We start from the raw sequence: 20830 nt of genomic DNA, 5'->3' as shown, positions 1-20830 counted from the left end.
TGGCAGTTATCCACAACCGCAAGCATCCGGATGCATCCTCGGGCGAGAAACTGGTACACACTCCGTAGGCCATCCGCCCACCTCCGGGGCTCGAGGAGCAGCCCAGCCGGTCGCGGGGACAATCCCGAACCGGGTCGCGACCGGAGGCCGACCGGCGCCAGGGGGCAGCCAGATGAACGACCGATTTCTGCAGCTCAGCGACGTGGCGGAGATTCTGAACATCTCGGCGTCCCAGACCTATGCGCTGGTCCGCAGCGGCGAGCTCCCGGCCATCAAGATCGGCGGGCGCGGCCAGTGGCGGGTGGAGCGGTCCGAGTTGGAGGCGTACATCCAGCGCGCCTACGAGCAGACGCGGGCGTTCGTCCTGGCCAACCCACTCAGCCGCCACGAGGCCGTCCCCGAGGACTAGTGACGCCTCCGACAGGTTTCGCCCGCTCCCGGCCCATGATCGCTGTTTCAGCCCTCTGGCGGTCGTAGCCGGAGCTGTTTCATAGCCACCACAGGTCCGAAACAGCGATCAAGGAGGACTGCCGATCTGGTTGGGCGGCCTCAGGCGATGCGGCGTAGGAAGGCGATCGCGGCGAGCGGGACCAGGCAGGCCTCGACGTCCCGTGGCCGGCGGAACTCGCCGGGTGCGTGTTCGGCGACGTCAAGGAAGTCGGCGCCAACCCGGTCGACGGTGCCGTTGACCGTCCGGCCGCCGGTGAGCGTGATCCGGCATTCCGACCGGTCCCGCGCCACCTGGCGCAGCACGTAACGGAGGTCCAGCCGGGCGCCCACCCGGCCCTCATGGCCGGGATGCGCCGCCTCCCCGCGCAGCCCGCGGACCGCCAGCACCGACCGCAGCGGGACCAGCGTCTCGCCTCCCAGCTGGTCCTCGACGAGCAGCCAGTCGACCCCCAGCGCCGCCAGCCGACCGACGAGAACGCCGCGCTCGGCCGACGGAAGGCCGCCGACATCGATACGCATCCGGTGGCCGACCGTCGGGCGCAGCCGGTCGATCAGCCGGAGGAACCCGGCCTCCCGCCGACCGCGGTCCGCGACCTCGACGGCAAGCTCCGCGGCCTCGACCGCCTCCCACTGCGCGTCGAGATCCGCGAACAACGCCTCCCAACGCACGCCGCCTCCCCGCTCCCTCCGGCATCCCCGGTTGCCCTACCGTCTCCGATGGCCGGGCCGCCCCGGTTCCCCTGCCGCCCCGGTTGCCCTGCGCCCTTCGGCGGCCCTGCGCCCTTCCGCGGCCCTGCGCCCTTCCGCGGCCCTGCCCCCGATTGCCCTGCCGCCTCCGGCCATCCCCGGCTTGCCGGGCACCCGCGTCGCGGCCTGGTACCGGTGCCCGTCCCAGCCCGCGTCCGCTCCGGGGGCACAACCTCCTGGCCCCCTCGGCCGTCCCGACTCTGGACCGGTTGCGTACCAAGGGTTCCAGTAGCTCGACGGCACGCGAGCACCAGTGCACCGGCCGGGCGCCAACACGGGCGCCAGACCACCCCGAGCAAGCCCTGTGGCGGCACCACCTTGCCACCCCGGCCACCCATGAGCTGAAGCACCGGTCAAATACCAGCACAGACGACCAGGATTGACACATAGCCGTCGTGGAGTTACACAAGCAAACCAAGGCAAACGCACGTTTCCGGAGAGGTCCGGCCGTAGGAGGCTCGGTGATGATCTGTCGGCCTGGCCGCCACGGCCAGATGGCGTCCGCACGGCCGCCGAGGCGCGGCCACGGGATGACGCCCTCGATGCCGTCAGCGCCGAGGCCATCGGCTGGGTGGCCCCGGCGCCGTCTGGTCGCAGGGCGCCCCGGACCGGGCACCTGCGCAGGAAGCGAGGCGATATGAGATCGATCCGGCGGGTGCTGCGGCCCGTCCTCGGGATCGCGCTGGCCGGCGGCGTGGCGGCCGCGCTGCTGCTGGCCGGTCCCGGGCTCGCGGACCTGCCCGCCAGTGTCTCGGACGTGCCGGACTGGTTCCTGTCGGCGCCTGAGAACGCGCTGGTCACGGTCGTGGCCGCGGCCGCCTGGGGCTGCCTGCTGTGGCTGTGTCTGGGCGTCGCCATCGGCTCACTCGCGGCGCTGCCCGGGGCGGCCGGGCGAACGGCCGGCCGGCTGGCCCGCTGGATGCTGCCGCGTGCGCTGCGGCGCGCACTCGAGGTCGGCCTCGGTCTCACGCTGGTCGCGGGCAGCGCGAGCGGGCTGATCTCGGCGACTCCCGCTTTGGCCGGCGTGCCTGCCAACGGGCCTGTCGCCGCCGCGAACGCCTGGCCCGACCTGTCCGCACCGGGCAGCGGCTCAGGCACCGCCTGGCCGAACCTGGCGCCGCCTCCCGGCAGTTCTTCCACCCCGGCCGGCGCGTGGCCGGACCTCTCGGTGCCGACAGGCGCCGCACCGCCGGCTCCCGCGCCACCCCCGGCCAGCCAGGCCCCCCGCCCGCAACCGTCGGTCAGCCCCAGGCCAGCAGCCCCAGCACCCCCGCCGTCCCCGGCCCAAGCAGCCCCACCCGCCCAGCCGGCCCCCCCAGCCCAGGCAGCACCTCCGGCCCAGCCATCGACTCCGGCTCCTTCCGCCCAGCCGGCATCGCCCACGCAGCCCGCGCAGCCCGCATCAGCCGCGCCCTACGCGCAGCCCACAGCGCCCACGCGGGTGGCCCCGCCGACGTCCTCGTCTACGGCACCAGTCACGTCCGCACCGGCGGCGACAGTCACGGCGACGCCGGCGCCGGGTGCGAACGCTCCGTCCGGCACGCCTGCCGCGGCCACACCCGACGACCCCGCGGCCACCAGCGCCTCCTCGGGCACCAGCGACCCCTCAGCCGACGGGCGGGACGAGATCCCGACTGTCGTGTTCACCCTCACCAGCCGGGCGTCGCCAGGCCCGGCCCCCTCGACCACTCTCCAGACGGGCGCCCCTGACCCCGGCGTCCCGTCGCCCGCGTCGGCCAGCCCGACGCCCTGGACACCCAGCGTCGCCAGGTCACCGGCCGACACCGCCCTGCCCACCGACGGAACGCCGGCCTCGGCCACCACCTCGCCAGCCCCCACCTCCAGCACGCCCGCGCCAAAAGCGGAGCCGGTTTCAGGGCCGGCCACCGGCTGGCCGGACCTCGCGGCGCCGAGTGCGACTCCCGGATCGGAACCGACCGTGCCCTCGGCGCCGCGCGGCATCGGTGTCCCGGCCGGCAGTGGCCCGGACGCGGCCGAGGTTGTCGTCCTGCGCGGCGACTCACTATGGGAGATCGCGGCCCGCCGCCTCGGCCCGGCCGCCACCGACGCCCAGATCGCCGCGGACTGGCCGCGGTGGTGGGCGGCAAACCGGGATGTGATCGGCCCTGACCCGAACCTGATCCTTCCCGGACAGCGGCTTCGGCCGCCTCCCGGGCCCTGACCCCGCCCAGCCGAGGAGATCCACACGCCATGACGACGTCCACCGGCTCCGGCTGGCCGGCCCGGTCCACCGAGCCTCGCCGTGCGCTGCGGGGCCTGGCGGCGTTCAGCACCGATCCGCCCTACGACGACGAGTTGCCAGACACCGCGGGGCCCCAGGCTGCTGTCCCGGACCAGGCGCGAGTCGACGACGGTCCCCGGCCCGCCAGCCAGACCGGACGGCGCACGGTCGTGCCCGGAGTTCGTCGCGGCGCCGGCACCACGGGCTCGTCGCGCGGCCGCGGTGCTCGGCCAGGCACCGGGCCGAGCCATGGCCTCCCCGACAACCGGGGCTTCACCGACAACCGGGGGGCCGCCGAGAGCCGGGGCCCAACCGACAGCCGAGGGCCGACGCCGACGGCAACCGCGGACGCCGGCTCTCCGCGCGACCGTCCCCGGCCGACGGGCGACGCCCCGCTCCTGACCTCCCCCGGCCGCACGATGACGTCCACCCGGCGCGCCCCGACGCGCATCCCCCCGCAGGCCCGCGACAGCCGGTTCCGGGAGAGCCCGGGCCCGGCAGCGACGATCGTCGTGCGGGCAATCGTCGAGGTGCTTGCCGGCGTACGGCCGGTCTCCCACCTGTCGGGCTGGGCTACCCCGTCGCTACAGACCGCGTTGGAACGGTTCGGCGGGCAGTACCCCGGCCGGACCATGGTGCGCAGCATCCGGATCAGCGAGCCCAGGCCGGGGGTGGCGGAGGTCGTCGCAGTGATCAGCCGCACCGACCGGGTCGCGGCCCTCGCCCTGCGCATGGAGACGACCGACGGCCGCTGGCAGGTAACCGCCCTCCAGATCGGCTAAGGCCCCGCCAGCCTCCATCGCCCGCCCACAGCCACGCCAAGTACTGCGCCCTGGTTGCCATCCGCAGGAACTCGCCGCCACGGCGTAGGTCTGGAGAGTCACGGACACAAGTCAGGCTGGCACGCGGCCGTCCGCGCGCCAGCCTCACACTGGGGTCGAGCAGCTGGTCAGGGCCGCCGGGCCGGGTCGCCGTGGCAGCGCTTGTACTTGCGGCCGGAGCCGCAGGGGCAGGGCGCGTTGCGGGCCGGGCCGCCACCTCGCTCGACTCCGCCGCCCCCGACGCCACCACCCACGCCGCCGGAACGGTCGTAGGACGTCGTCGACTCCTGTCCGCCGTCGACGGAAGGCGCCGAGTACCGCAGGCCGCCGTTCGTGCGGTGCGGCTCGAGCCCCTTGACGAACACCGGCGGGGGCGCAGGGGCCTCGGGCTGCTCCGGGGGCGCCGGCGGCGCGGTCCGCGCGGCGGCCGGCGACGAGCCCGCCGGACGGCGGGCGCCGCCCCGGCCCGAAGCCCGCGACCCGTTCACGCCATTCGGCGCGGATGCCTGCGGGGCCGGCGGGTTCAGCGGGGCGAGCGGCGCCGGCGCCTGCAGCGTCGGAGCAGCGCTCGCGGCGGCGTCCTCCCGACCGGCGACCTGGACCTCGACGTTGAACAGCAACCGGACGGACTCTTCCTTGATCCCATCCATCATGGTCTGGAACATCGTGTAGCCCTCGCGCTGGTACTCGACCAGCGGGTCACGCTGCCCCATCGCCCGCAGGCCGATGCCCTCCTGCAGGTAGTCCATCTCGTAGAGGTGCTCGCGCCACTTCTTGTCGAGGACGGCGAGCACGACCCGCCGCTCCAGCTCGCGCATCACCGCCTCGCCGTCCGGCCCCTCGCCGAGCTCGGCCTCGCGGCGGTCATAGGCGTCCTGCGCGTCGGTCTGGATGTCCTCGGTGAGCATCTCGGCGGTCAGACCGTCGCGGTCGTCGGTCGCGGGCGCCTCCACCCCGACGGGGTAGAGCTGGCCGAGACCGGTCCAGAGGGTCTCGAGGTCCCAGTCCTCGGCGAAGCCCTCCGCGGTGGCGCCCTCGACATAGGCGGTGACGGTGTCGTCGACGAAGTGGCGGACCTGCTCGTGCAGGTCGGCGCCCTCCAGGACCTTGCGGCGCTCCTCGTAGATGACGGTGCGCTGCTTGTTCATGACCTCGTCGTACTTGAGGACGTTCTTGCGGATCTCGAAGTTCTGGCTCTCGACCTGGGTCTGCGCCGACCGGATCGCGCGAGTGACGATCTTGGACTCTATCGGCACGTCCTCGGGGATCTGGAGCCGATCCATGATCCCTTCGACCGCGGACGCGTTGAACAGCCGCATCAGGTCGTCACCGAGGGACAGGTAGAACCGGGACTCACCGACGTCACCCTGCCGGCCGGCGCGGCCGCGCAGCTGGTTGTCGATCCGGCGGGACTCGTGGCGCTCGGTGCCCAGCACGTACAGGCCGCCGGCCTCCAGCACCTCGTCGTGCTCGGCCGCGACCGACGCCTTCGCCTTCTCCAGCGCCTCCGGCCAAGCGGACTCGTAGTCCTCCGGAGTCTCCAGCGGGGAGAGACCACGTCCACGCAACTCCGCCTGGGCGATGAACTCGGGGTTGCCGCCGAGCATGATGTCGGTACCGCGCCCGGCCATGTTCGTCGCGACCGTGACGGCGGCCCGCCGGCCGGCCTCAGCGACGATCAGCGCCTCACGCTCGTGGTTCTTGGCGTTGAGCACCTCATGGCGCACGCCGCGCTTGGTCAGCTGCTTGGACAGGTACTCGGACTTCTCGACGCTGGTGGTGCCGACGAGAACGGGCTGGCCCTTCTCGTGGCGCTCGGCGATGTCGTCGACGACCGCGTCGAACTTCGCGACCTCGGTCTTGTAGACGACGTCCGGCTGGTCGTCTCGGATCATCGGCTTGTTCGTCGGGATCGGCACCACGCCGAGCTTGTAGATCTGGTGGAACTCGGCGGCCTCGGTCATGGCCGTACCGGTCATCCCGGACAGCTTCTCGTAGAGCCGGAAATAGTTCTGCAGCGTGATCGTGGCGAGGGTCTGGTTCTCCTGCTTGATCTCGACGTTTTCCTTCGCCTCGATCGCCTGGTGCATGCCCTCGCTGTACCGCCGGCCGTGCAGCACCCGGCCGGTGAACTCGTCGACGATCAGGACCTCGCCGTCGACGACGATGTAGTCCTTGTCCCGCTTGTACAGCTCCTTCGCCTTCAGGGCGTTGTTCAGGTAGCCGACGAGCGGGGTGTTCACCGACTCGTAGAGGTTCTCAATGCCGAGCTGGTCCTCGACCTTCTCGACACCCGTCTCGGTGATGGCGACGGTGCGCTTGCCCTCTTCGACCTCGTAGTCGACGTCGCGCTTCAGCGTCGGCGAGATCCGGGCGAACTCCGTGTACCAGCGGGTCGGCTGGTCGGACGGGCCGGAGATGATGAGCGGAGTCCTGGCCTCGTCGACGAGGATCGAGTCGACCTCGTCGACGACGGCGAAGAAATGGCCGCGCTGGACGAGCTCGTCGCCGCTCCAGGCCATGTTGTCGCGCAGGTAGTCGAAGCCGAACTCGTTGTTCGTGCCGTAGGTGATGTCGCAGGCGTACTGCTGGCGGCGGGCCGCCGGCGGCATCTGGGGGTGGATCACCCCGACCGTGAGCCCCAGGAACCGGTGTACGCGGCCCATGTTCTCGGCGTCGCGCTGGGCCAGGTAGTCGTTCACGGTGACGATGTGGACGCCCTCGCCCGCGAGCGCGTTGAGGTAGGCCGGCAGCGTGGAGACCAGGGTCTTTCCTTCACCGGTCTTCATCTCGGCGATGTTGCCGAGATGAAGCGCGGCGCCGCCCATCACCTGCACGTCGTAGTGCCGCTGGCCGAGCGTGCGCCGGGCCGCCTCTCGCACGGTGGCGAACGCCTCCGGCAGCAGCGAGTCGAGCGTCTCCTCACCGTCGGCGAGGCGCTGGCGGAACTCGTCGGTCATGCCGCGCAGCTCAGCGTCGGAGAGGCCCGTGAAGTCGTCCTCGATGAGGTTCACCTGGTCGGCGATCGCGGCGAGCTTGCGCAGGATCCGTCCTTCGCCGGCGCGCAGGACCTTGTCAAGTAGCACGAGCGGGGCTCCTCCGGCTGGCATGTCGGCGAACTGGCCAACACCACGATGCTAGCCCTTCTCAGTAGTCCAGCTTGGTCCCGCGCGCCGACCCGACGGGACCACGCGGGCACGGCCCCGCCACGCAGCGCCTTCGGCCCGGCTTCACCGTGCCCGGACCGCCCCGGCGCGGGTTGTCCCGGACCTGGCACCATCACGCGTAAGCGTCGCGAGATCGGGAGACGTCATGCCTGCGCTGGAGCCGGTCGAGATCACCGCGGGCTCGCTACACCTGCGGCCCTGGCGGCCCCAGGACGCGGACGACGTGTTCGCCGTCTGCCAGGACCCGGACATCCAGCGCTGGACGATGGTCCCGTCGCCCTACACCCACGCCGACGCGGTCACGTTCGTCGAGCGGGTCGCCCCGATCGGCTGGGCCACCGGCACCGCCGCGCACCTGGCCGTGGTCGACGCGACCACGGCGGGCCTGCTCGCGTCCGTCAGCCTGCAGGACATGCGCGACACCGACGGGATCCTCGGCGTCGCCCCTGGCGGTACCGCCGAGGTGGGCTACTGGTGCGCGGCCGAGGCGCGCGGGCGCGGCGTCACGACCAGCGCGGTCAGGGCGCTGTGCCGCTGGGGATTCGGGGCGCTCGGGCTGAGCACGATCCGGTGGCTGGCGCTGGTCGGGAACGAGCCGTCGCGCACGGTCGCGCACCGGGCCGGGTTCACCATCGCGCCTGAGCCGCGCCCGCTGCTGAACGCCCGCGAGGGCGACATCGCCGAGTTCTGGACCGGCACCCTGCGGCCTTGACGGTTCGCGAGCGCGGTCCCGCGCGCGCCCGCCGGGATCAGGTGATTTCGAGCAGCTTCTCGCGGACCGCGTAGACGACGGCCTCCATCCGGGAGTGCAGCTGGAGCTTCTCCAGGATGTTGCGGATGTGGTTCTTGACCGTGTTCTCGCTGATGAAGAGCTGCTTGGCGATGTCGCGGTTGTTCAGCCCCTTCGCGACGAGCCGGAGCACCTCCATCTCCCGGTCGGTCAGGCGTGGGGTCGGGAGCTGGGGACGATCATCCTTGTTTTTGATCATCGAGGCGAACTCGCTGAGCAGCTTGGACGCCATCGAGGGGCTGATCAGGCTCTGACCGTTGTAGACCGCGCGAATGTCGGCGGCGACCTCGTCGATCGAGATCTCCTTGAGCAGGTAACCCATCGCGCCGGCCTTGATGGCGTCGTAGAGGTCGGCCTCCTCGTCGCTGATCGTCAACATGACGATCTTCGCGCTCGGCACCGCCTGCTTGATCGCGCTGGTGGCGTCGATCCCCCCGCGCCGCGGCATCCGCACGTCCATCAGGACGATGTCCGGTGCCATCTCGCCGGCCATCGTCACCGCTTCCGAGCCGTCCGCGGCCTCCCCGACGACCTCGATGTCCGGCTCCTGTGCGAGGACCATCTCCAGTCCTCGACGGAACAGCGCGTGGTCATCGACGATCAACACTCGGATCGGGTTCTCCTCCGATGGCGCCCGCGGCGCCTCGGCCGAGCGCTGCTCGTCCACCGTCATCTGGCCTCCCTAGGACCCCTGCCGGCAAGGCGGGCAGTGGCACGGACGACGGATCCGCCCCGAAATATCCGGGCCCCACGGAATCCCCGGCGCGTGGACGCAGTCCGCCCATGCGCCGGCACGACGGTCAGAGCCGGATCCATCCGGCCGGACCACCGCTGCCGCCAGCAGCATCACCCAACGCCGATGATCCCACGTCGACCGGGCGAACCTGCCGTCAGACGGCGGAAAACCCCACCGAAGCCCCTCATCCATAGGCCTCGTTCGCCCCGGTTGCCGCGGACACGCTCGTCGTAGGCCAGACCAGCAGGTCGCGCGGACCACCGGACCCCACCGACCGGCCGACGCGTGGCACGACTCCTCGAAGCCCCACCCGCGTCGACCGGCCAGGTCCGGCCGGACCGAAAGGCCGCCCGAGCACCAGGCCCGCAGCGACAGATCAGTCGTCCGAGAGCCGGAAAGGCGCTGGCGAGGTCAGGCCTGCAGCGCCGCCCGCTCACGGTCCTCATCGGCGGGCAGCGCCGGATCATCGGGACCCATCAGGTGGATGACGCCGTAGTCGTAGCCGCGCCGGCGGTAGACGACGCTGGCACGCCCAGAGGTGACGTCCTGGAACAGGTAGAAGTCATGGCCGACGAGCTCCATGTTCGACAGCGCGTCGTCCAGCGTCATCGGCTCAGCCCGGTGGGTCTTCGTCCGCACCAGCATGGGCGACCGGTCCGGCAGGTCGTAACGGTCCTCGAAGCCCTCGGGCGCGGGATCGTCCTCGTCCCACGCGTCCGACCGGCCCGCGCCGCTCTCCCTCACTCCGGACGACTGCCGCGCACTGCCGGCGTGGCTCGGTGCGCCGCCGCCGGCCTGGCCAGCCCCAGCGCCGGATGACGCGGCCGCTGCGGTCTGGGCTGGCGGCGGAGCCCCTCCGTTGGCGTCTACCCGCGCCGTGGACGGGGCGGGCAGTAGATCATCGCGAGCGATCGACGGAGGCCCGACGTAGGCGCGACCATGGCCGTTGTTGCCATGCTTGTGGTCGGTGCGCCGCTCGGAGGCCCGGCGCAGCCGTTCGGCCAGCTTGCCGGCAGCCCCGTCCAGCGCCGAGTACGGATCAGCTGCGGCAGCCTCGGCGCGGATCACCGGCCCCCGGGTGTAGACCGTCAGCTCGACGCGCTCCCGGACGTCCGCCATGCGCTTGTTGGACTCCCGGGACAGTTCGACATCGACCCGGATGACCTTGCCGTCGTACCGCTCGAGCTTCGCGAGCTTGGTCTCGACGTGACTGCGGAACCGTTCCGGAACCGCCGTGTGCCGGCCCTTGACCACAATGTCCACGCGATCCACCTCCCGTTCACCGGCCGGGTGATCGGCGGCGCGACGCGAGCGTTCGCCCACGCCGGCCCGACACCCGGCGGCCCGGTGCTGGCACGGGCCCGGGGCGGGCCCGTCCGAGCCGGGTCATCTGTCCTGCTGGCCGTCCCCCGCTCCGTTGCCCGTCGCCACGGTGGCAGCCCACCTCGGCCGGGCGTTCTCCCTGGTTGGCCGTACGGCCAGCCTGCCTGCCACGCCGAGACCGAGAGAAGGCATTCGCCCGTCGTCCCGCGTGGTCTCGGCGCTTCCTACCCTGACTTTCACTCCCGTATGTCGCAATGTGTCCCCTTCCGTCGTGGCAACCGACCAGGACGCCTCGACGGTCGTTTGGTCCACCCCGGACCCCGGTAGGCCATCTAGTGTCACCCTTCCGGTACCCCTCTGTTGGGCAATCGGACACGTGGGCGCGCCGCAGTTGCGCCGGATGGCCCGAGCACGGCGGCGACGGTCGCCACCGCGCAGACAGGCACCCCTGCCAGGCGCAATGCCCGGATCGAGTCCGCGGCCGTCGCGCCGGTCGTCAGCACGTCGTCCACCACGACGACGTCGACGCCGCCGAAGTCCGGACCGCCGCCAGGACCACCCACAAGAATGCCGCCCAGCCCTTCACTCCGACCGCCCCCGGGGCCCGGCCCGGCCCGCGCCGCGGGTGTGCTGGCTGGGGCGTGCGACGGATCTCGCTCCACCAGCGCCGCGGCGACGCGGGCGGCCGCCGGCCGGGCCGCGAACGCCCCGGCGACGTTCGCGGCCCGGCCGACCGCGTCGAGCCCGGCCTGGTCGGCCGTCCGGCGGGCTGGCCGCAGCAGCGGCGCGACCCACGCCGACGTGCCCGCCGCACGGAGCAGGCCGGCCGCCACCACGGCCAGCCTGCTCACATGGTCGAAGCCGCGTCGCCGCACCGCCGCCGCGCTCGCCGGCACCGGGACCAGCAGGAGCACTCGCGCCCCCAGCCCGGCAGAGCCGCCAGACAGGGCCTCGGCCGCCACGGCGACCCGTACAGCGGCCACGGCCCTGGCCAGGGCGCCACCGAGCACGCGAGCGACGTCGAGCCGGCCGCGCTCCTTGTACGCGATCACGAGCGAGCCGGCCGGGCCGGCGTAACGGGCCGCCGCGGCGCGGTGCGGCAGGCCCCGCCGCCCCGGGGTGGCCTCGGGGCCCGGGGCGACGAGGATCGCAGGACCGGCCAGCGCCGCGAGGCACCGCACGCACACCGCGGCAGCGCCACGCCCGCAGGCCGCGCAGGCTCGTGGCAGCACCAGGTCGCCGAGCACCGCCAGCGCACCGCGCGCCTGCCGGCCCAGCGATGTGGCCTGGAACGCCGTAGGAACCCCGGCGGCCAGCGGCCGGGGCACGCACTCGCCAGGCACGGCCGACGGCGGGCCCGGCCGTAGCTGGCGCGGCAGGTGAGGCGTCCGCGTGGTGGATGATCCGGTCACTCGGGCAGGATGAGCCCGAACCGGACGACGCCGCCAGCGGGAGCGCCGACCTGTGGACAGACGCGAGCCTGTGGACAAAGGTGGCGAGTCGGCCATCCGACGGCAGACGGGCCCGCCGACGCCGGCTCTGCGAGGATGTAGCGGATCTTCCGGACGAAGGAGTGCGCATGGCCGTTGGAGGGCCGGTCACCAGCCCGTCTCCATGGTCATCCACACCCCAGCCCGCAGCCGCCGCGCCCGGGCCGGGCGCGGGGCCGGCCAGCTGGGCGGCACCAGGCGCCGACGAGGCCCCGAGGCCGGTGGCCGATCTCGCGCCGCCGGCTGCCCGGCTGGCCACGCCGACGGCCGCGGTGGCGCTGCGCCCGCTGAGCGTCAGCGAGATCCTCGACGGCGCGTTCGGGACGTTGCGGACGAACCCGGGTGCGACGCTCGGCCTCGCGTTCGCGACCAGCGCCGTCCTGGAGCTCGTCTTCTCGGTCGTCGCGATCGCCGCGCGCGACCAGTCCTTCTGGTTCTACCTACTGTTGCAGGCCGTGCTCGGCGGGCTGCGGCTGATGCTGGTCGTGCTGCTGGCCGGAGTGCTCGCGATCGTCGTCGCCGAGGCGAGCCTGGGACGGCGGATAACAGTGGGCGCCGCGGCCCGGCAGGTCGCGCCCCGACTGCCCGGGCTCCTCGTGCTCACCGTGGCGATGACCGCCATCGCGCTGGTCGGCCTGGTCACGCTGGGTGCGCTGTCCCTCTGGCTCGGGGTCACGTACTGCCTCGCGACGCCGGTGTACGCCCTGGAAGGCGGAACGGTCGTCCAGGCACTGCGTCGCTCGCGCTCGCTGATGCGCGGCGCCTGGTGGCACACGCTCGGCGTGCTGGGGCTCGCCGCGTTGGTCGCCGGGACGCTGATGCTGGTGATCGCCGTGCTTGTCAGCCTGTTCACGTCGTTCGGGTCGCTGACGAACGCCGACGGGGTACCGAACACCGGCGGGCTGGTCGTCCAGGCATTCGCCGGACTGCTGATCACCATGGTCGTCACGCCGGTGCTCTCCGGCGTGATCGCGATCCTCTACCTGGACCGGCGAATCCGTCGCGAGGCCCTCGACGTGACCCTGGCCAGGGCCGCGGCCACCGGCGGCCCGACAGGCGCACCGGCGACCGTCCTGCTGGCGGCCCCCGCCTTCGCCCTGGCAGCCACCTCGCCGCCGGGACCACGCCCGCCCACGGCGCCCGGCGGACCGGCCGCGGGCTGGGCGCCCGGGCAGCCGCCAGGACGGTGGTCCTGATGGCCGCGCCGTACGGCGGACCGGTCACCCGCCCGGGAGCCCAGGACGAGGCGCGCCGGGAGCTGTCCCGCAGCATCTACGGCCGGCACCACTATCACCGGCCCGGCTGGCTGCACCGAGTGGTCGACTGGATCGACCATCTCCTCGGCAAGATCATCGGCAAGATCATCGGCCACGGACCGGGCGGCGGCGACTACACCGGCCTCGGAGTGCTCGCCGGCGTCCTCGTCCTCGTCGCGCTGGCCGTCGTGCTGCGGCTGTGGCTGGGGCCGGTCCGGCGGTCGGCTCGGTCGAAGCAGCATGAAGAGACCGACCTCGCGAGCCTCCTCTCGGCGAAGACGCTGCGTGCCGAGGCGGAGCGCTTCGCCCAGGCCGGCCGGTACGCGGAAGCGGTCCGCTCCCGGCTCCGCGCGATCGTGCGGATGCTCGAAGAGAGAGGCGTCCTCGACCCCAGGCCCAGCCGCACCGCCGGTGAGCTCCACATGGAGGTGGCCGCCGTCGGCGCGAGTGGGCAGGACGAGCTGCGCGTCGCCGTGACCGTGTTCAACGACGTCTGGTACGGCGGCCGGCCGGCCGACGCCACCGGGTACCAGGCGGTGGTCCGCGCCGACGAGGCGCTCGCGTCGATGCGCGGCGGCGACCGGCGGCCGGATCCGACCCAGGCGGTGCCGGCATGACGGCGCCGACCGATCTCGCCCCGGAGCCGGGGCTCGCCCCGTCCGGGAGCCCGAGTTTCCAGCCCAGCGGGCCGCGCCCCGCGGCACGGCGGCGGCTGGTCCGCGTGCTGGCCGTGTTCGCCGCGTTGGCCGTCGTCTACGGCGTGATCGCGGCCCTCGTCGGCGGCTCCACTGCCTCCGACACGTCGTTGGACAGCACCTCGCCGACGCCGGACGGCACGATGGCGCTGGCCCAGATCCTCGGCCACCGGGGGGTCACGGTGCGGGCCGGCGACGACGTGGCGACCGCGCTGGCCGAGTCGACCGGCGCGGCTGGCGTGTCGGACTCCGACCGGACCTTCGTGATCGTGCACCCAGGCCGGCTCAGCGACGTGACCCTCGACCGCCTCTACAGCCGGGTCTCCGCCGGGGCCGACGTCGTCCTGGTCGAGCCGGACACGGCGGTGCTCGACGCGCTGCACCTGCCGGTACACACGGTCGACGTGAGTACCCCGGGCGGAACGCTGCCCCCCGGCTGCCCGCTGGCCGAGGCGACCGCCGCCGGTACCGCGACCATCTCGCCGTCGACCTACTACGACCGCCTCAGCGGCGACACGGCCGCGACGGGCACGTTCTGCTATCGACCGACGGACCGGTCCGCCGCGCTGGTCGTCGCGCGGCCGGCGGGGGCCGACGGGCGCTTCGTCCTGCTCGGCGGCTCCGCGTTCCTCACGAACCGGGAGCTCGACCAGGACGGCAACGCGGCCCTCGCGCTCGGCCTGCTCGTCCGCCACCCCGGCCTCGACTGGGTGATCCAGCAGCGGGCCAGCTCGGGCTCGGTCGACGGCAGGGGCGCGGCCCATCTCCTGGGCCGTGGGTTCTGGCTGACCTGTCTGCAGCTGTTGGTCGGGCTCGTCCTGTTGGCCCTGTGGCGCGGGCGTCGGCTGGGACCGCCGGTCCCGGAGCCCCTGCCGGTGGTGGTGCGGGCCGCGGAGACCACCGAGGGCCGCGGCCGGCTGTACGCGGCGGCGCGGGCCCGGGATCTGGCCGCCGAGGCGCTGCGTGCCGGTCTTCGCGCCCGGCTGGCCGACCGGATGGGCGTGGCACCGCACGGCGAGCCGGGCGCCGTCGGCACGGTCCGGGCCGGCGGAGTGGTCACCGAGATCACCGGGCCGGATCCGGGGACGCTCGTCGCCTCTGTCGCCGAACGGACCGGCCGACCGGCGGTGGACATCTGGGCGCTCCTGTACGGTTCGGGCGGTCCGGCCGTCCCGTTCCCCGGCAGCGGTGCCCCCGGTGGGCCGCCAGCCGTGGCCCCGCCACCGCCGGAGCTGGACGACGCCGCGCTGCTCCGGCTCGCGGAGGCACTCGACGACCTCGAACGACAGGTTGGTGGAAGGTGACAACTCCGTACCCCGGCGCCCCCGTTCCCGGCGCGCCGCCCGCTCCCGAGGACGCCGGATCGGAGACGCTGCGCGCGCCGTTCGGCTCGGTCCCCCCGGCCGTCGCGTCGCATCCGACCGGTCCGCAGGCCGTCGCCCCCGCGCCGTGGCCGCCGCTGCCGAGCGCGCGGCCCTCGACCTCGCCGCCCCCGGCCATGCCTGCGCCGCCTCCCGCGTCCTTCCAGGCCCCCGCGTACTACCAGTCCCCCGCGGCCCCGCCGCCCCCGCCACCGGGGACACCCCCGACGGCCGACCAGGACGCGGCCCGCGCCGCGCTCATCCGGCTGCGCTCGGAGGTCGGCAAGGCCGTCATCGGCCAGGACGCCGCGGTCAGCGGCCTCGTCGTGGCGCTGCTCTGCCGCGGCCACGCGCTGCTGGAAGGCGTGCCCGGCGTCGCCAAGACGCTGCTGGTCCGCACCCTGGCCCGGGCGCTCACCCTGGACACGAAGCGGCTGCAGTTCACGCCCGACCTGATGCCGGGCGACGTCACCGGCTCGCTGTTCTACGACACCAAGACCGGTGAGTTCGGGTTCCGCCCGGGCCCGGTCTTCACGAACCTGCTGCTCGCCGACGAGATCAACCGCACGCCGCCGAAAACCCAGGCCGCGCTGCTGGAGGTGATGGAGGAGCGCCAGGTCAGCATCGACGGGACCCCCCGCCTGCTGCCCAGCCCGTTCGCGGTGCTCGCCACCCAGAACCCGGTGGAGCACGAGGGCACCTATCCGCTTCCCGAGGCCCAGCTCGACCGTTTCCTGGTGAAGGTGACGCTGCCGCTGCCGCCCCGGGACGACGAGATCAAGGTGCTCGCCCACCACGCGGCCGGCTTCGACCCGTCCGACCTGGACGCCGCCGGGGTCACGGCCGTCGCGGGCCCCGCGGAGCTCGCGATCGCCCGCGCCGGCGCGCGGGCCGTGCAGGTCCGGCCGGAGGTGCTCGCCTACATCGTCGACGTCGCCCGCGCGACGCGCAGCCAGCCGTCGGTGCTGCTCGGCGTCTCGCCGCGTGGCGCGACGGCACTGCTGGCGACGTCCAAGGCCTGGGCCTGGCTGTCCGGCCGCGGCTACGCGACCCCGGACGACGTGAAGGCGCTCGCCCGTGCGACCCTGCGGCACCGGATCAGCCTGCGCCCCGAGGCCGAGCTCGACGGCGTGACCGGCGACCGGGTGCTCGAGCAGGTACTCGCGACCGTGCCCGTCCCCCGCTGACGCCGGATGGCGATCACCGGACGGGCGGTTGGCTGCGCGTTCCTGGGCGCGTTGGCGGTGGCGCTCGCGCCGTCTCCCTGGATCGTGCTGCTGGGGGTCAACCTGCTGGTCATCGCGCTGGTGGCGCTGGACGTGGCGCTCGCCGGCCAGGTCCGGCCGTTGGAGCTGACCCGCTCCGGGCCGCGCGGCGCGCGGCTCGGCCAGCCGGTTCCACTCGTACTGGCGGTCCGTAACAACGGCGCCCGGACCGCGCGGCTGCGGATCCGGGACGGCTGGCCGCCGTCGGCCGGCGCCCGGCCGGCCGTCCACACGGTCACCGTGCCCGCCGGCGAACGGCGGTTCCTGGAGTCCACGCTGTACCCGACCCGGCGGGGTGACCGGGAACCGTACCGGGTCACCATCCGGTCGCTCGGCCCGTTGGGCCTGGCCGGGCGGCAGGGCCGCCATCACGCGCCGTGGCGGGTCCGGGTGCTGCCGCCGTTCCACTCCCGGCGACATCTGCCGGCCGCGCTGGCGCGGCTGCGCGAGGTCGAGGGCCAGGTGGCGATCCGGGGCGGCGGTGCCGGCTCCGAGTTCGACAGCCTGCGCGACTACGTGATCGGCGACGACGTCCGCGCGATCGACTGGCGCGGCACCGCCCGGCGGGGCGCCGTCGTCGTGCGGACCTTCCGCCCGGAGCGGGACCGCCGGGTGATCTGCGTCCTGGACACGGCCCGCACCTCGGCCGGCCGGGTCGGGGTCCTGTCGGGGGACGGCCAGCCCGGCCTGGGCGCCGTCCCCAGGCTCGACCACGCGCTGGACGCGGCGCTGCTGCTCGCCGCGGTCGCGCTGCGCGCCGGCGACCGGGTCGGGCTCGTCGCGCACGACAGCGAGGCCCGGCTGGTGCTGCCCGACTCGGCCGAGACGAACGTGCTGACGCGGATGAGCAAGGCGATGGCGACGCTTGAGCCCGCGCTGGTCGAGACCGACCACGAGGGCCTCGTCTCGACGGTACTGCGCACCGCTCGGCGGCGCTCACTGGTAGTGATCTTCACCGAGCTGGTGCCGGCGGTCGTCGAGGAGTCGCTGCTGCCGGCGCTGCCGGCGCTGACCAGCCGGCACACCGTCCTGGTCGCCGCGCTGCGCGACCCGCGGCTGGCCGAGCTGGCCGCCGGCCGCGGCGACGTCCGCGCGGTGTACGCGGCCGCCGCGGCCGAGCAGACCCTGCTGCGCCGCCGCCAGCTCACCGAGGAACTGCGCGGTCGCGGCGTCGAGGTCGTCGACGCGGCCCCGGCCAGCTACGCCCCGGCCGTCACCGACACCTACCTGACATTGAAGGCCCTCGGCCGCCTCTAGCCAAGGCCGCGCGAACTGCCCGACCCGCGGCGCCAGCCAGGGGCGCCGGCTCAGCGCTCGCAGCGGCGCTTGAGCCCCTCGGCCTCGGTATCGACGTACCGGCGGGTCTGCCGGCCGGTGAGGAGCCCGACCACCGGGGCAAGCGGGCCGGACTGGCGGACGCTGAGCGTCACCGTCACGCCGAGGTCGTCGGTCCGGTCGATGCGGTGCTCGGCGACCGTCGTGACGCCACCGCTGCTCGCCGACCAGGAGAAGAAGCCGGCCGGGGACCAGTCGAGCACGGTCCAGCTCAGCGTCGGCATCCTCGGCTGCTTGATGCTGACGACATCGCCCTTGGTGAGCTCGCCGGCCGGTCCGTCCGCGCCGGGCACGTACTCCGGCGCGGACTCGACCCGGTCCACCCGGCTGACGGTCGGCGTCCATTCCGGCCAGCGTTCGACGTCCCGCAGCACGGCCCAAACCTGGTCCGCGGAGGCGGCGACCCGCACCGAGGTCTCGTAGTACACGGCGTCCTCCCGACGTTCCCTTCCACCGCGAGCCGGCCCCTAAAGGCCGGCAGAGCGCGACTATCTACATTGAATTCCATGAGCCACAAATCCGACGCGGACCGCGACCGGACACCGGCCGGTTCTGGGATGGCCGCCCAGCCGGTGACCGTGGCCGGCGGATGACCGAGGTCGTCTTCGAGTACCGGACCGGCGTGGCGCGGCGGATCGCGACCGGCGCGCTGCTCACCGGTAGCTGGGACGCGAGCGGGCACCCGAGCGCGACGTGGACGTCCGTACCGATGACCGAGACCACCGGCCCGGACGGCACTCCCGCCTTCCGCGCGACCGTGTCCCTCGACGCGTCCAAGCCTTTCACCTTCCGCTGGGGCGTATGGCTGCTGGGCGAAGACGGGTCGCAGTTCTGGGGAATCCCCGGTGAAGTCGCCGACCCCACCGACACCGACCAGGTGCGGCTGCTGGCGCTCGACCCGGCCGGGCCGGCGGCGCTCGACGTGACGTTCACTCTCACCAGCCACCATTTCCTCGGCGCCGTTCCCGACGGCGCCGGCGGAGTCCTGTTCCGGGTCTGGGCGCCGAACGCCCGCGCGGTCGAGGTGGCGTTCGGCGGGCCGAGCGGCTACATCGCCGACGACGGCTTCGGCGCGGCCTCGGCGCAGCCCCGGCTCCCGCTCAGCCCAGGCCCAGACGGAGTCTGGGCAGCCCGCGCCGACGGCTTCGCCGACCACGTCGGCGGCTACTACCTCTACCGGGTCACCCGCGAGGACGGCTCGGTCGCCTGGCGAACGGACCCCTACTCCCGCCAGCAGAGCGGAGGCGGGGACGTCAACCCGGACGGCGCCCACTACGACGGCGACGCCGCGGGCCTGGACGGATCGGTCAGCTGCTCGGTCGTCGTCGACACCAGTCCGGCGGCGTTCGGGACCGGCGCCGAGGACTTCTGGGCCGACGAGCTCGACCCGGCCCAGCCGCTGCCACGCCAGGTCGAGGACCTGGTCATCTACGAGCTGCACGTCGGCGCGCTCGGGTTCGGCGAACCCGCGGAGACGGACGACCCGTCGGGCGATCCCAGGGCAGGCACCTTCGCCGACGCGGCCGCGTTCGTCGACTACCTCGCCGACCTGGGCGTGAACGCGGTCGAGCTGCTGCCGATCCTGGAGTTCTCGGGGTCGCGGTCGTGGGGCTATGGCACGTCGCATTTCCTCGCCGTGGAGAAGAGCGCCGGCGGCCGGGCCGGGCTGGCCATGTTCGTCCGCGCCTGCCACCGGCGCGGCATCGCCGTCCTCGTCGACCTGGTCTTCAACCACTTCACCCAGGACGCCGAGCGGGCCGAATGGATGTACGACACGACGACGCCCAGCCACAACTCCTACTACTGGTACGAGGGCAGCGACGCCGACCATGCCGCGTTCCCGGAAGGCGGCTACGTCGACAACCTCTCGTCCGGCTGGGCACCCCGCTACCGCGAGGAGCAGGTGCGAGCGCTGTTCGTCGCGAGCGCCGCCGCGCTGGTCGAGGAGTTCCACGTCGACGGCTTCCGGCTGGACCAGACGACGTCCATCCACCTGTACAACGCGCTGCACGCGGACGGCAGCCCGGTGGGCGCGGCGAACGTAGCCGGCCGCAAGTTCCTGCGGGAGCTGTGCCAGACGCTGCGCACGATCGCTCCGGACATCATCCTGATCGCCGAGGACCATTCCGGCTGGGACGAGGTGACCGAGCCGGTGCAGACCGGTGGCCTCGGATTCGACGCCCGCTGGTACGTCGACTTCTACCATCACCTGATCGGCGACAAGGATGAGGGACCCGAATACGCCCGGCTGCTCGACACCGCCGGCAAGGAGCTGACCGGGCCGCTGGCGATGGGCCTTTTCGCCGGCGCGCTCGCCGGTTCGGCGAACCGGACCGTCGTCTATCCGGAAAGCCACGACGAGGCCGGCAACGCCGAGCATTCCGAGCGCAACATCCTGGTCGCGGTGGACAACGCCCCGCTGGTCGGCGAGACCCGGTGGTACGCCGAGGCGCGGATTCGCTGCGTGACCGCGCTCAGCCTGCTCGCGGCCGGGACCCCGATGTTCTTGATGGGCGACGAGGTCGGTGCCCAGAAGGCGTACACGTACAACCATTTCACCGAGAACAAGGAGGACCTCTACGGGCTGCGGGCCGGGTCGGGCGCCGGCCTGTTCGCGGCCCACCGCGACCTGGTCGGCCTGCGTCTCGCCATGCCCGCCGCCAGGAGCCGCGGCCTCGAAGTCCTGCACACCAACGACGCCGGCCGGGTGATCGCGTTTCGTCGCTGGTCGGACCCGGCCACCACCGGCCCGGCTGGCGAGGGCGACGCGGAGCTGCTGGTCGTCAGCAGCCTGAACAACTCGCCGTTCCCGAGCTACCTGCTACGGCACCCGTCGCTGGCCGGCGGGCCGTGGCGGCTGCGGCTCAGCACCGACGATCCCGCCTACAACGGCCGCGGGGACGTCCCGACCGCCGGCGCCGCCCCCGTCAGCCCGGCCGGGGACGCCACGCTCGACCTCAGGCTCCCCGCCGTCACGACGCTCGTCTTCACCCGGGCGCCGGGCACCGGGTCCGGCTGAGACGGGCATCCGGCCGCGGCCCGCGCCTCCAGGGCCGGTCGGTTGGCCGACGGCACCTCCCACCGCGCCGGGCGGTCTGACAGTATTTCCGCGACGGCCGCGGTTGGCCCTGGACACAGGTTGGCCCTGGACA

Annotated in this window: 16 protein-coding genes; 10 read left to right on the top strand and 6 right to left on the bottom strand. The window is 73.5% G+C overall.

Features of this window, described 5'->3' with window-relative positions:
* The first annotated feature begins 172 nt into the window (after positions 1 to 172).
* Positions 173 to 409: a helix-turn-helix domain-containing protein gene (locus tag FRADC12_RS18390; protein WP_045877578.1), complete on the top strand. Its 237-nt coding sequence runs from the start codon at positions 173 to 175 to the stop codon at positions 407 to 409.
* Between the two features lie 140 nt (positions 410 to 549).
* On the opposite strand, the gene FRADC12_RS18385 is transcribed toward FRADC12_RS18390, so the two are convergent.
* Complete coding sequence (locus FRADC12_RS18385; RefSeq protein WP_045877577.1) at positions 550 to 1119, bottom strand: hypothetical protein; 570 nt, start codon at positions 1117 to 1119, stop codon at positions 550 to 552.
* A gap of 715 nt (positions 1120 to 1834) precedes the next feature.
* Between FRADC12_RS18385 and FRADC12_RS18380 the strand changes: the two genes are divergently transcribed.
* Together FRADC12_RS18380 and FRADC12_RS18375 are read left to right on the top strand one after the other, a co-directional pair.
* Positions 1835 to 3379: a LysM peptidoglycan-binding domain-containing protein gene (locus tag FRADC12_RS18380; protein WP_045877576.1), complete on the top strand. Its 1545-nt coding sequence runs from the start codon at positions 1835 to 1837 to the stop codon at positions 3377 to 3379.
* 29 nt (positions 3380 to 3408) lie between these two features.
* Complete coding sequence (locus FRADC12_RS18375; protein ID WP_045877575.1) at positions 3409 to 4221, top strand: Rv3235 family protein; 813 nt, start codon at positions 3409 to 3411, stop codon at positions 4219 to 4221.
* A gap of 167 nt (positions 4222 to 4388) precedes the next feature.
* Here FRADC12_RS18375 and secA read toward each other — a convergent pair whose 3' ends face one another.
* Complete coding sequence (gene secA, locus FRADC12_RS18370; protein ID WP_045877574.1) at positions 4389 to 7346, bottom strand: preprotein translocase subunit SecA; 2958 nt, start codon at positions 7344 to 7346, stop codon at positions 4389 to 4391.
* Between the two features lie 226 nt (positions 7347 to 7572).
* Between secA and FRADC12_RS18365 the strand changes: the two genes are divergently transcribed.
* Positions 7573 to 8139, top strand: coding sequence for a GNAT family N-acetyltransferase (locus FRADC12_RS18365; protein WP_045877573.1), 567 nt, complete (start codon positions 7573 to 7575; stop codon positions 8137 to 8139).
* 37 nt (positions 8140 to 8176) lie between these two features.
* Here FRADC12_RS18365 and FRADC12_RS18360 read toward each other — a convergent pair whose 3' ends face one another.
* From FRADC12_RS18360 to FRADC12_RS32415, 3 genes are all read right to left on the bottom strand, one after another.
* On the bottom strand, positions 8177 to 8890 hold the full coding sequence (locus FRADC12_RS18360) for a response regulator (RefSeq protein ID WP_045877572.1): 714 nt from the start codon (positions 8888 to 8890) through the stop codon (positions 8177 to 8179).
* A gap of 474 nt (positions 8891 to 9364) precedes the next feature.
* Entirely contained in the window at positions 9365 to 10216 is an 852-nt protein-coding gene (gene hpf, locus FRADC12_RS18355) for a ribosome hibernation-promoting factor, HPF/YfiA family (protein WP_045877571.1), read from the bottom strand.
* A gap of 398 nt (positions 10217 to 10614) precedes the next feature.
* Positions 10615 to 11604 (bottom strand): ComF family protein, encoded by a 990-nt coding sequence (locus FRADC12_RS32415; protein ID WP_052710992.1) that lies wholly within the window; start codon positions 11602 to 11604, stop codon positions 10615 to 10617.
* Between the two features lie 251 nt (positions 11605 to 11855).
* On the opposite strand from FRADC12_RS32415, the gene FRADC12_RS18345 reads away from it, so the two are divergent.
* The 5 genes from FRADC12_RS18345 to FRADC12_RS18325 all read left to right on the top strand — a co-directional run bounded on the left by FRADC12_RS18345 (position 11856) and on the right by FRADC12_RS18325 (position 17600).
* Positions 11856 to 12962, top strand: a complete 1107-nt coding sequence (locus FRADC12_RS18345; RefSeq protein ID WP_198152958.1) for a hypothetical protein — start codon at positions 11856 to 11858, stop codon at positions 12960 to 12962.
* Positions 12962 to 13639, top strand: a complete 678-nt coding sequence (locus tag FRADC12_RS18340; protein ID WP_045879807.1) for a DUF4129 domain-containing protein — start codon at positions 12962 to 12964, stop codon at positions 13637 to 13639. Before FRADC12_RS18345 ends, FRADC12_RS18340 begins: the two co-directional genes overlap by 1 nt.
* Positions 13636 to 15021 (top strand): DUF4350 domain-containing protein, encoded by a 1386-nt coding sequence (locus FRADC12_RS18335; RefSeq protein ID WP_052710990.1) that lies wholly within the window; start codon positions 13636 to 13638, stop codon positions 15019 to 15021. Before FRADC12_RS18340 ends, FRADC12_RS18335 begins: the two co-directional genes overlap by 4 nt.
* Positions 15022 to 15215: 194 nt before the next feature.
* Positions 15216 to 16265: an AAA family ATPase gene (locus FRADC12_RS18330; RefSeq protein WP_045879805.1), complete on the top strand. Its 1050-nt coding sequence runs from the start codon at positions 15216 to 15218 to the stop codon at positions 16263 to 16265.
* Positions 16266 to 16271: 6 nt separating this feature from the next.
* Positions 16272 to 17600 carry a DUF58 domain-containing protein gene (locus FRADC12_RS18325; protein ID WP_045877570.1) on the top strand — a complete coding sequence of 443 codons (1329 nt, stop codon included), beginning with the start codon at positions 16272 to 16274 and terminating at the stop codon, positions 17598 to 17600.
* A gap of 50 nt (positions 17601 to 17650) precedes the next feature.
* On the opposite strand, the gene FRADC12_RS18320 is transcribed toward FRADC12_RS18325, so the two are convergent.
* Positions 17651 to 18106, bottom strand: a complete 456-nt coding sequence (locus FRADC12_RS18320) for an SRPBCC family protein (protein WP_045877569.1) — start codon at positions 18104 to 18106, stop codon at positions 17651 to 17653.
* A gap of 161 nt (positions 18107 to 18267) precedes the next feature.
* Between FRADC12_RS18320 and FRADC12_RS18315 the strand changes: the two genes are divergently transcribed.
* Positions 18268 to 20697 carry an alpha-amylase family glycosyl hydrolase gene (locus tag FRADC12_RS18315; protein WP_045877568.1) on the top strand — a complete coding sequence of 810 codons (2430 nt, stop codon included), beginning with the start codon at positions 18268 to 18270 and terminating at the stop codon, positions 20695 to 20697.
* Positions 20698 to 20830: the final 133 nt, after the last annotated feature.

The organism is Pseudofrankia sp. DC12 (assembly GCF_000966285.1).
Taxonomy (GTDB): Bacteria; Actinomycetota; Actinomycetes; order Frankiales; family Frankiaceae; genus Pseudofrankia.
This window is presented reverse-complemented; position numbering and strand designations above follow the sequence as displayed.

What these genes read in the sequence shown, in the direction of transcription:
- FRADC12_RS18390 (WP_045877578.1), top strand. Translation starts at nt 173, where the DNA reads ATGAACGACCGATTTCTGCAGCTCAGCGACGTGGCGGAGATTCTGAAC.
- FRADC12_RS18380 (WP_045877576.1), top strand. Translation starts at nt 1,835, where the DNA reads ATGAGATCGATCCGGCGGGTGCTGCGGCCCGTCCTCGGGATCGCGCTG.
- FRADC12_RS18375 (WP_045877575.1), top strand. Translation starts at nt 3,409, where the DNA reads ATGACGACGTCCACCGGCTCCGGCTGGCCGGCCCGGTCCACCGAGCCT.
- FRADC12_RS18365 (WP_045877573.1), top strand. Translation starts at nt 7,573, where the DNA reads ATGCCTGCGCTGGAGCCGGTCGAGATCACCGCGGGCTCGCTACACCTG.
- FRADC12_RS18360 (WP_045877572.1), bottom strand. Translation starts at nt 8,890, where the DNA reads ATGACGGTGGACGAGCAGCGCTCGGCCGAGGCGCCGCGGGCGCCATCG.
- FRADC12_RS18345 (WP_198152958.1), top strand. Translation starts at nt 11,856, where the DNA reads ATGGCCGTTGGAGGGCCGGTCACCAGCCCGTCTCCATGGTCATCCACA.
- FRADC12_RS18340 (WP_045879807.1), top strand. Translation starts at nt 12,962, where the DNA reads ATGGCCGCGCCGTACGGCGGACCGGTCACCCGCCCGGGAGCCCAGGAC.
- FRADC12_RS18335 (WP_052710990.1), top strand. Translation starts at nt 13,636, where the DNA reads ATGACGGCGCCGACCGATCTCGCCCCGGAGCCGGGGCTCGCCCCGTCC.
- FRADC12_RS18330 (WP_045879805.1), top strand. Translation starts at nt 15,216, where the DNA reads ATGCCTGCGCCGCCTCCCGCGTCCTTCCAGGCCCCCGCGTACTACCAG.
- FRADC12_RS18325 (WP_045877570.1), top strand. Translation starts at nt 16,272, where the DNA reads ATGGCGATCACCGGACGGGCGGTTGGCTGCGCGTTCCTGGGCGCGTTG.
- FRADC12_RS18315 (WP_045877568.1), top strand. Translation starts at nt 18,268, where the DNA reads ATGACCGAGGTCGTCTTCGAGTACCGGACCGGCGTGGCGCGGCGGATC.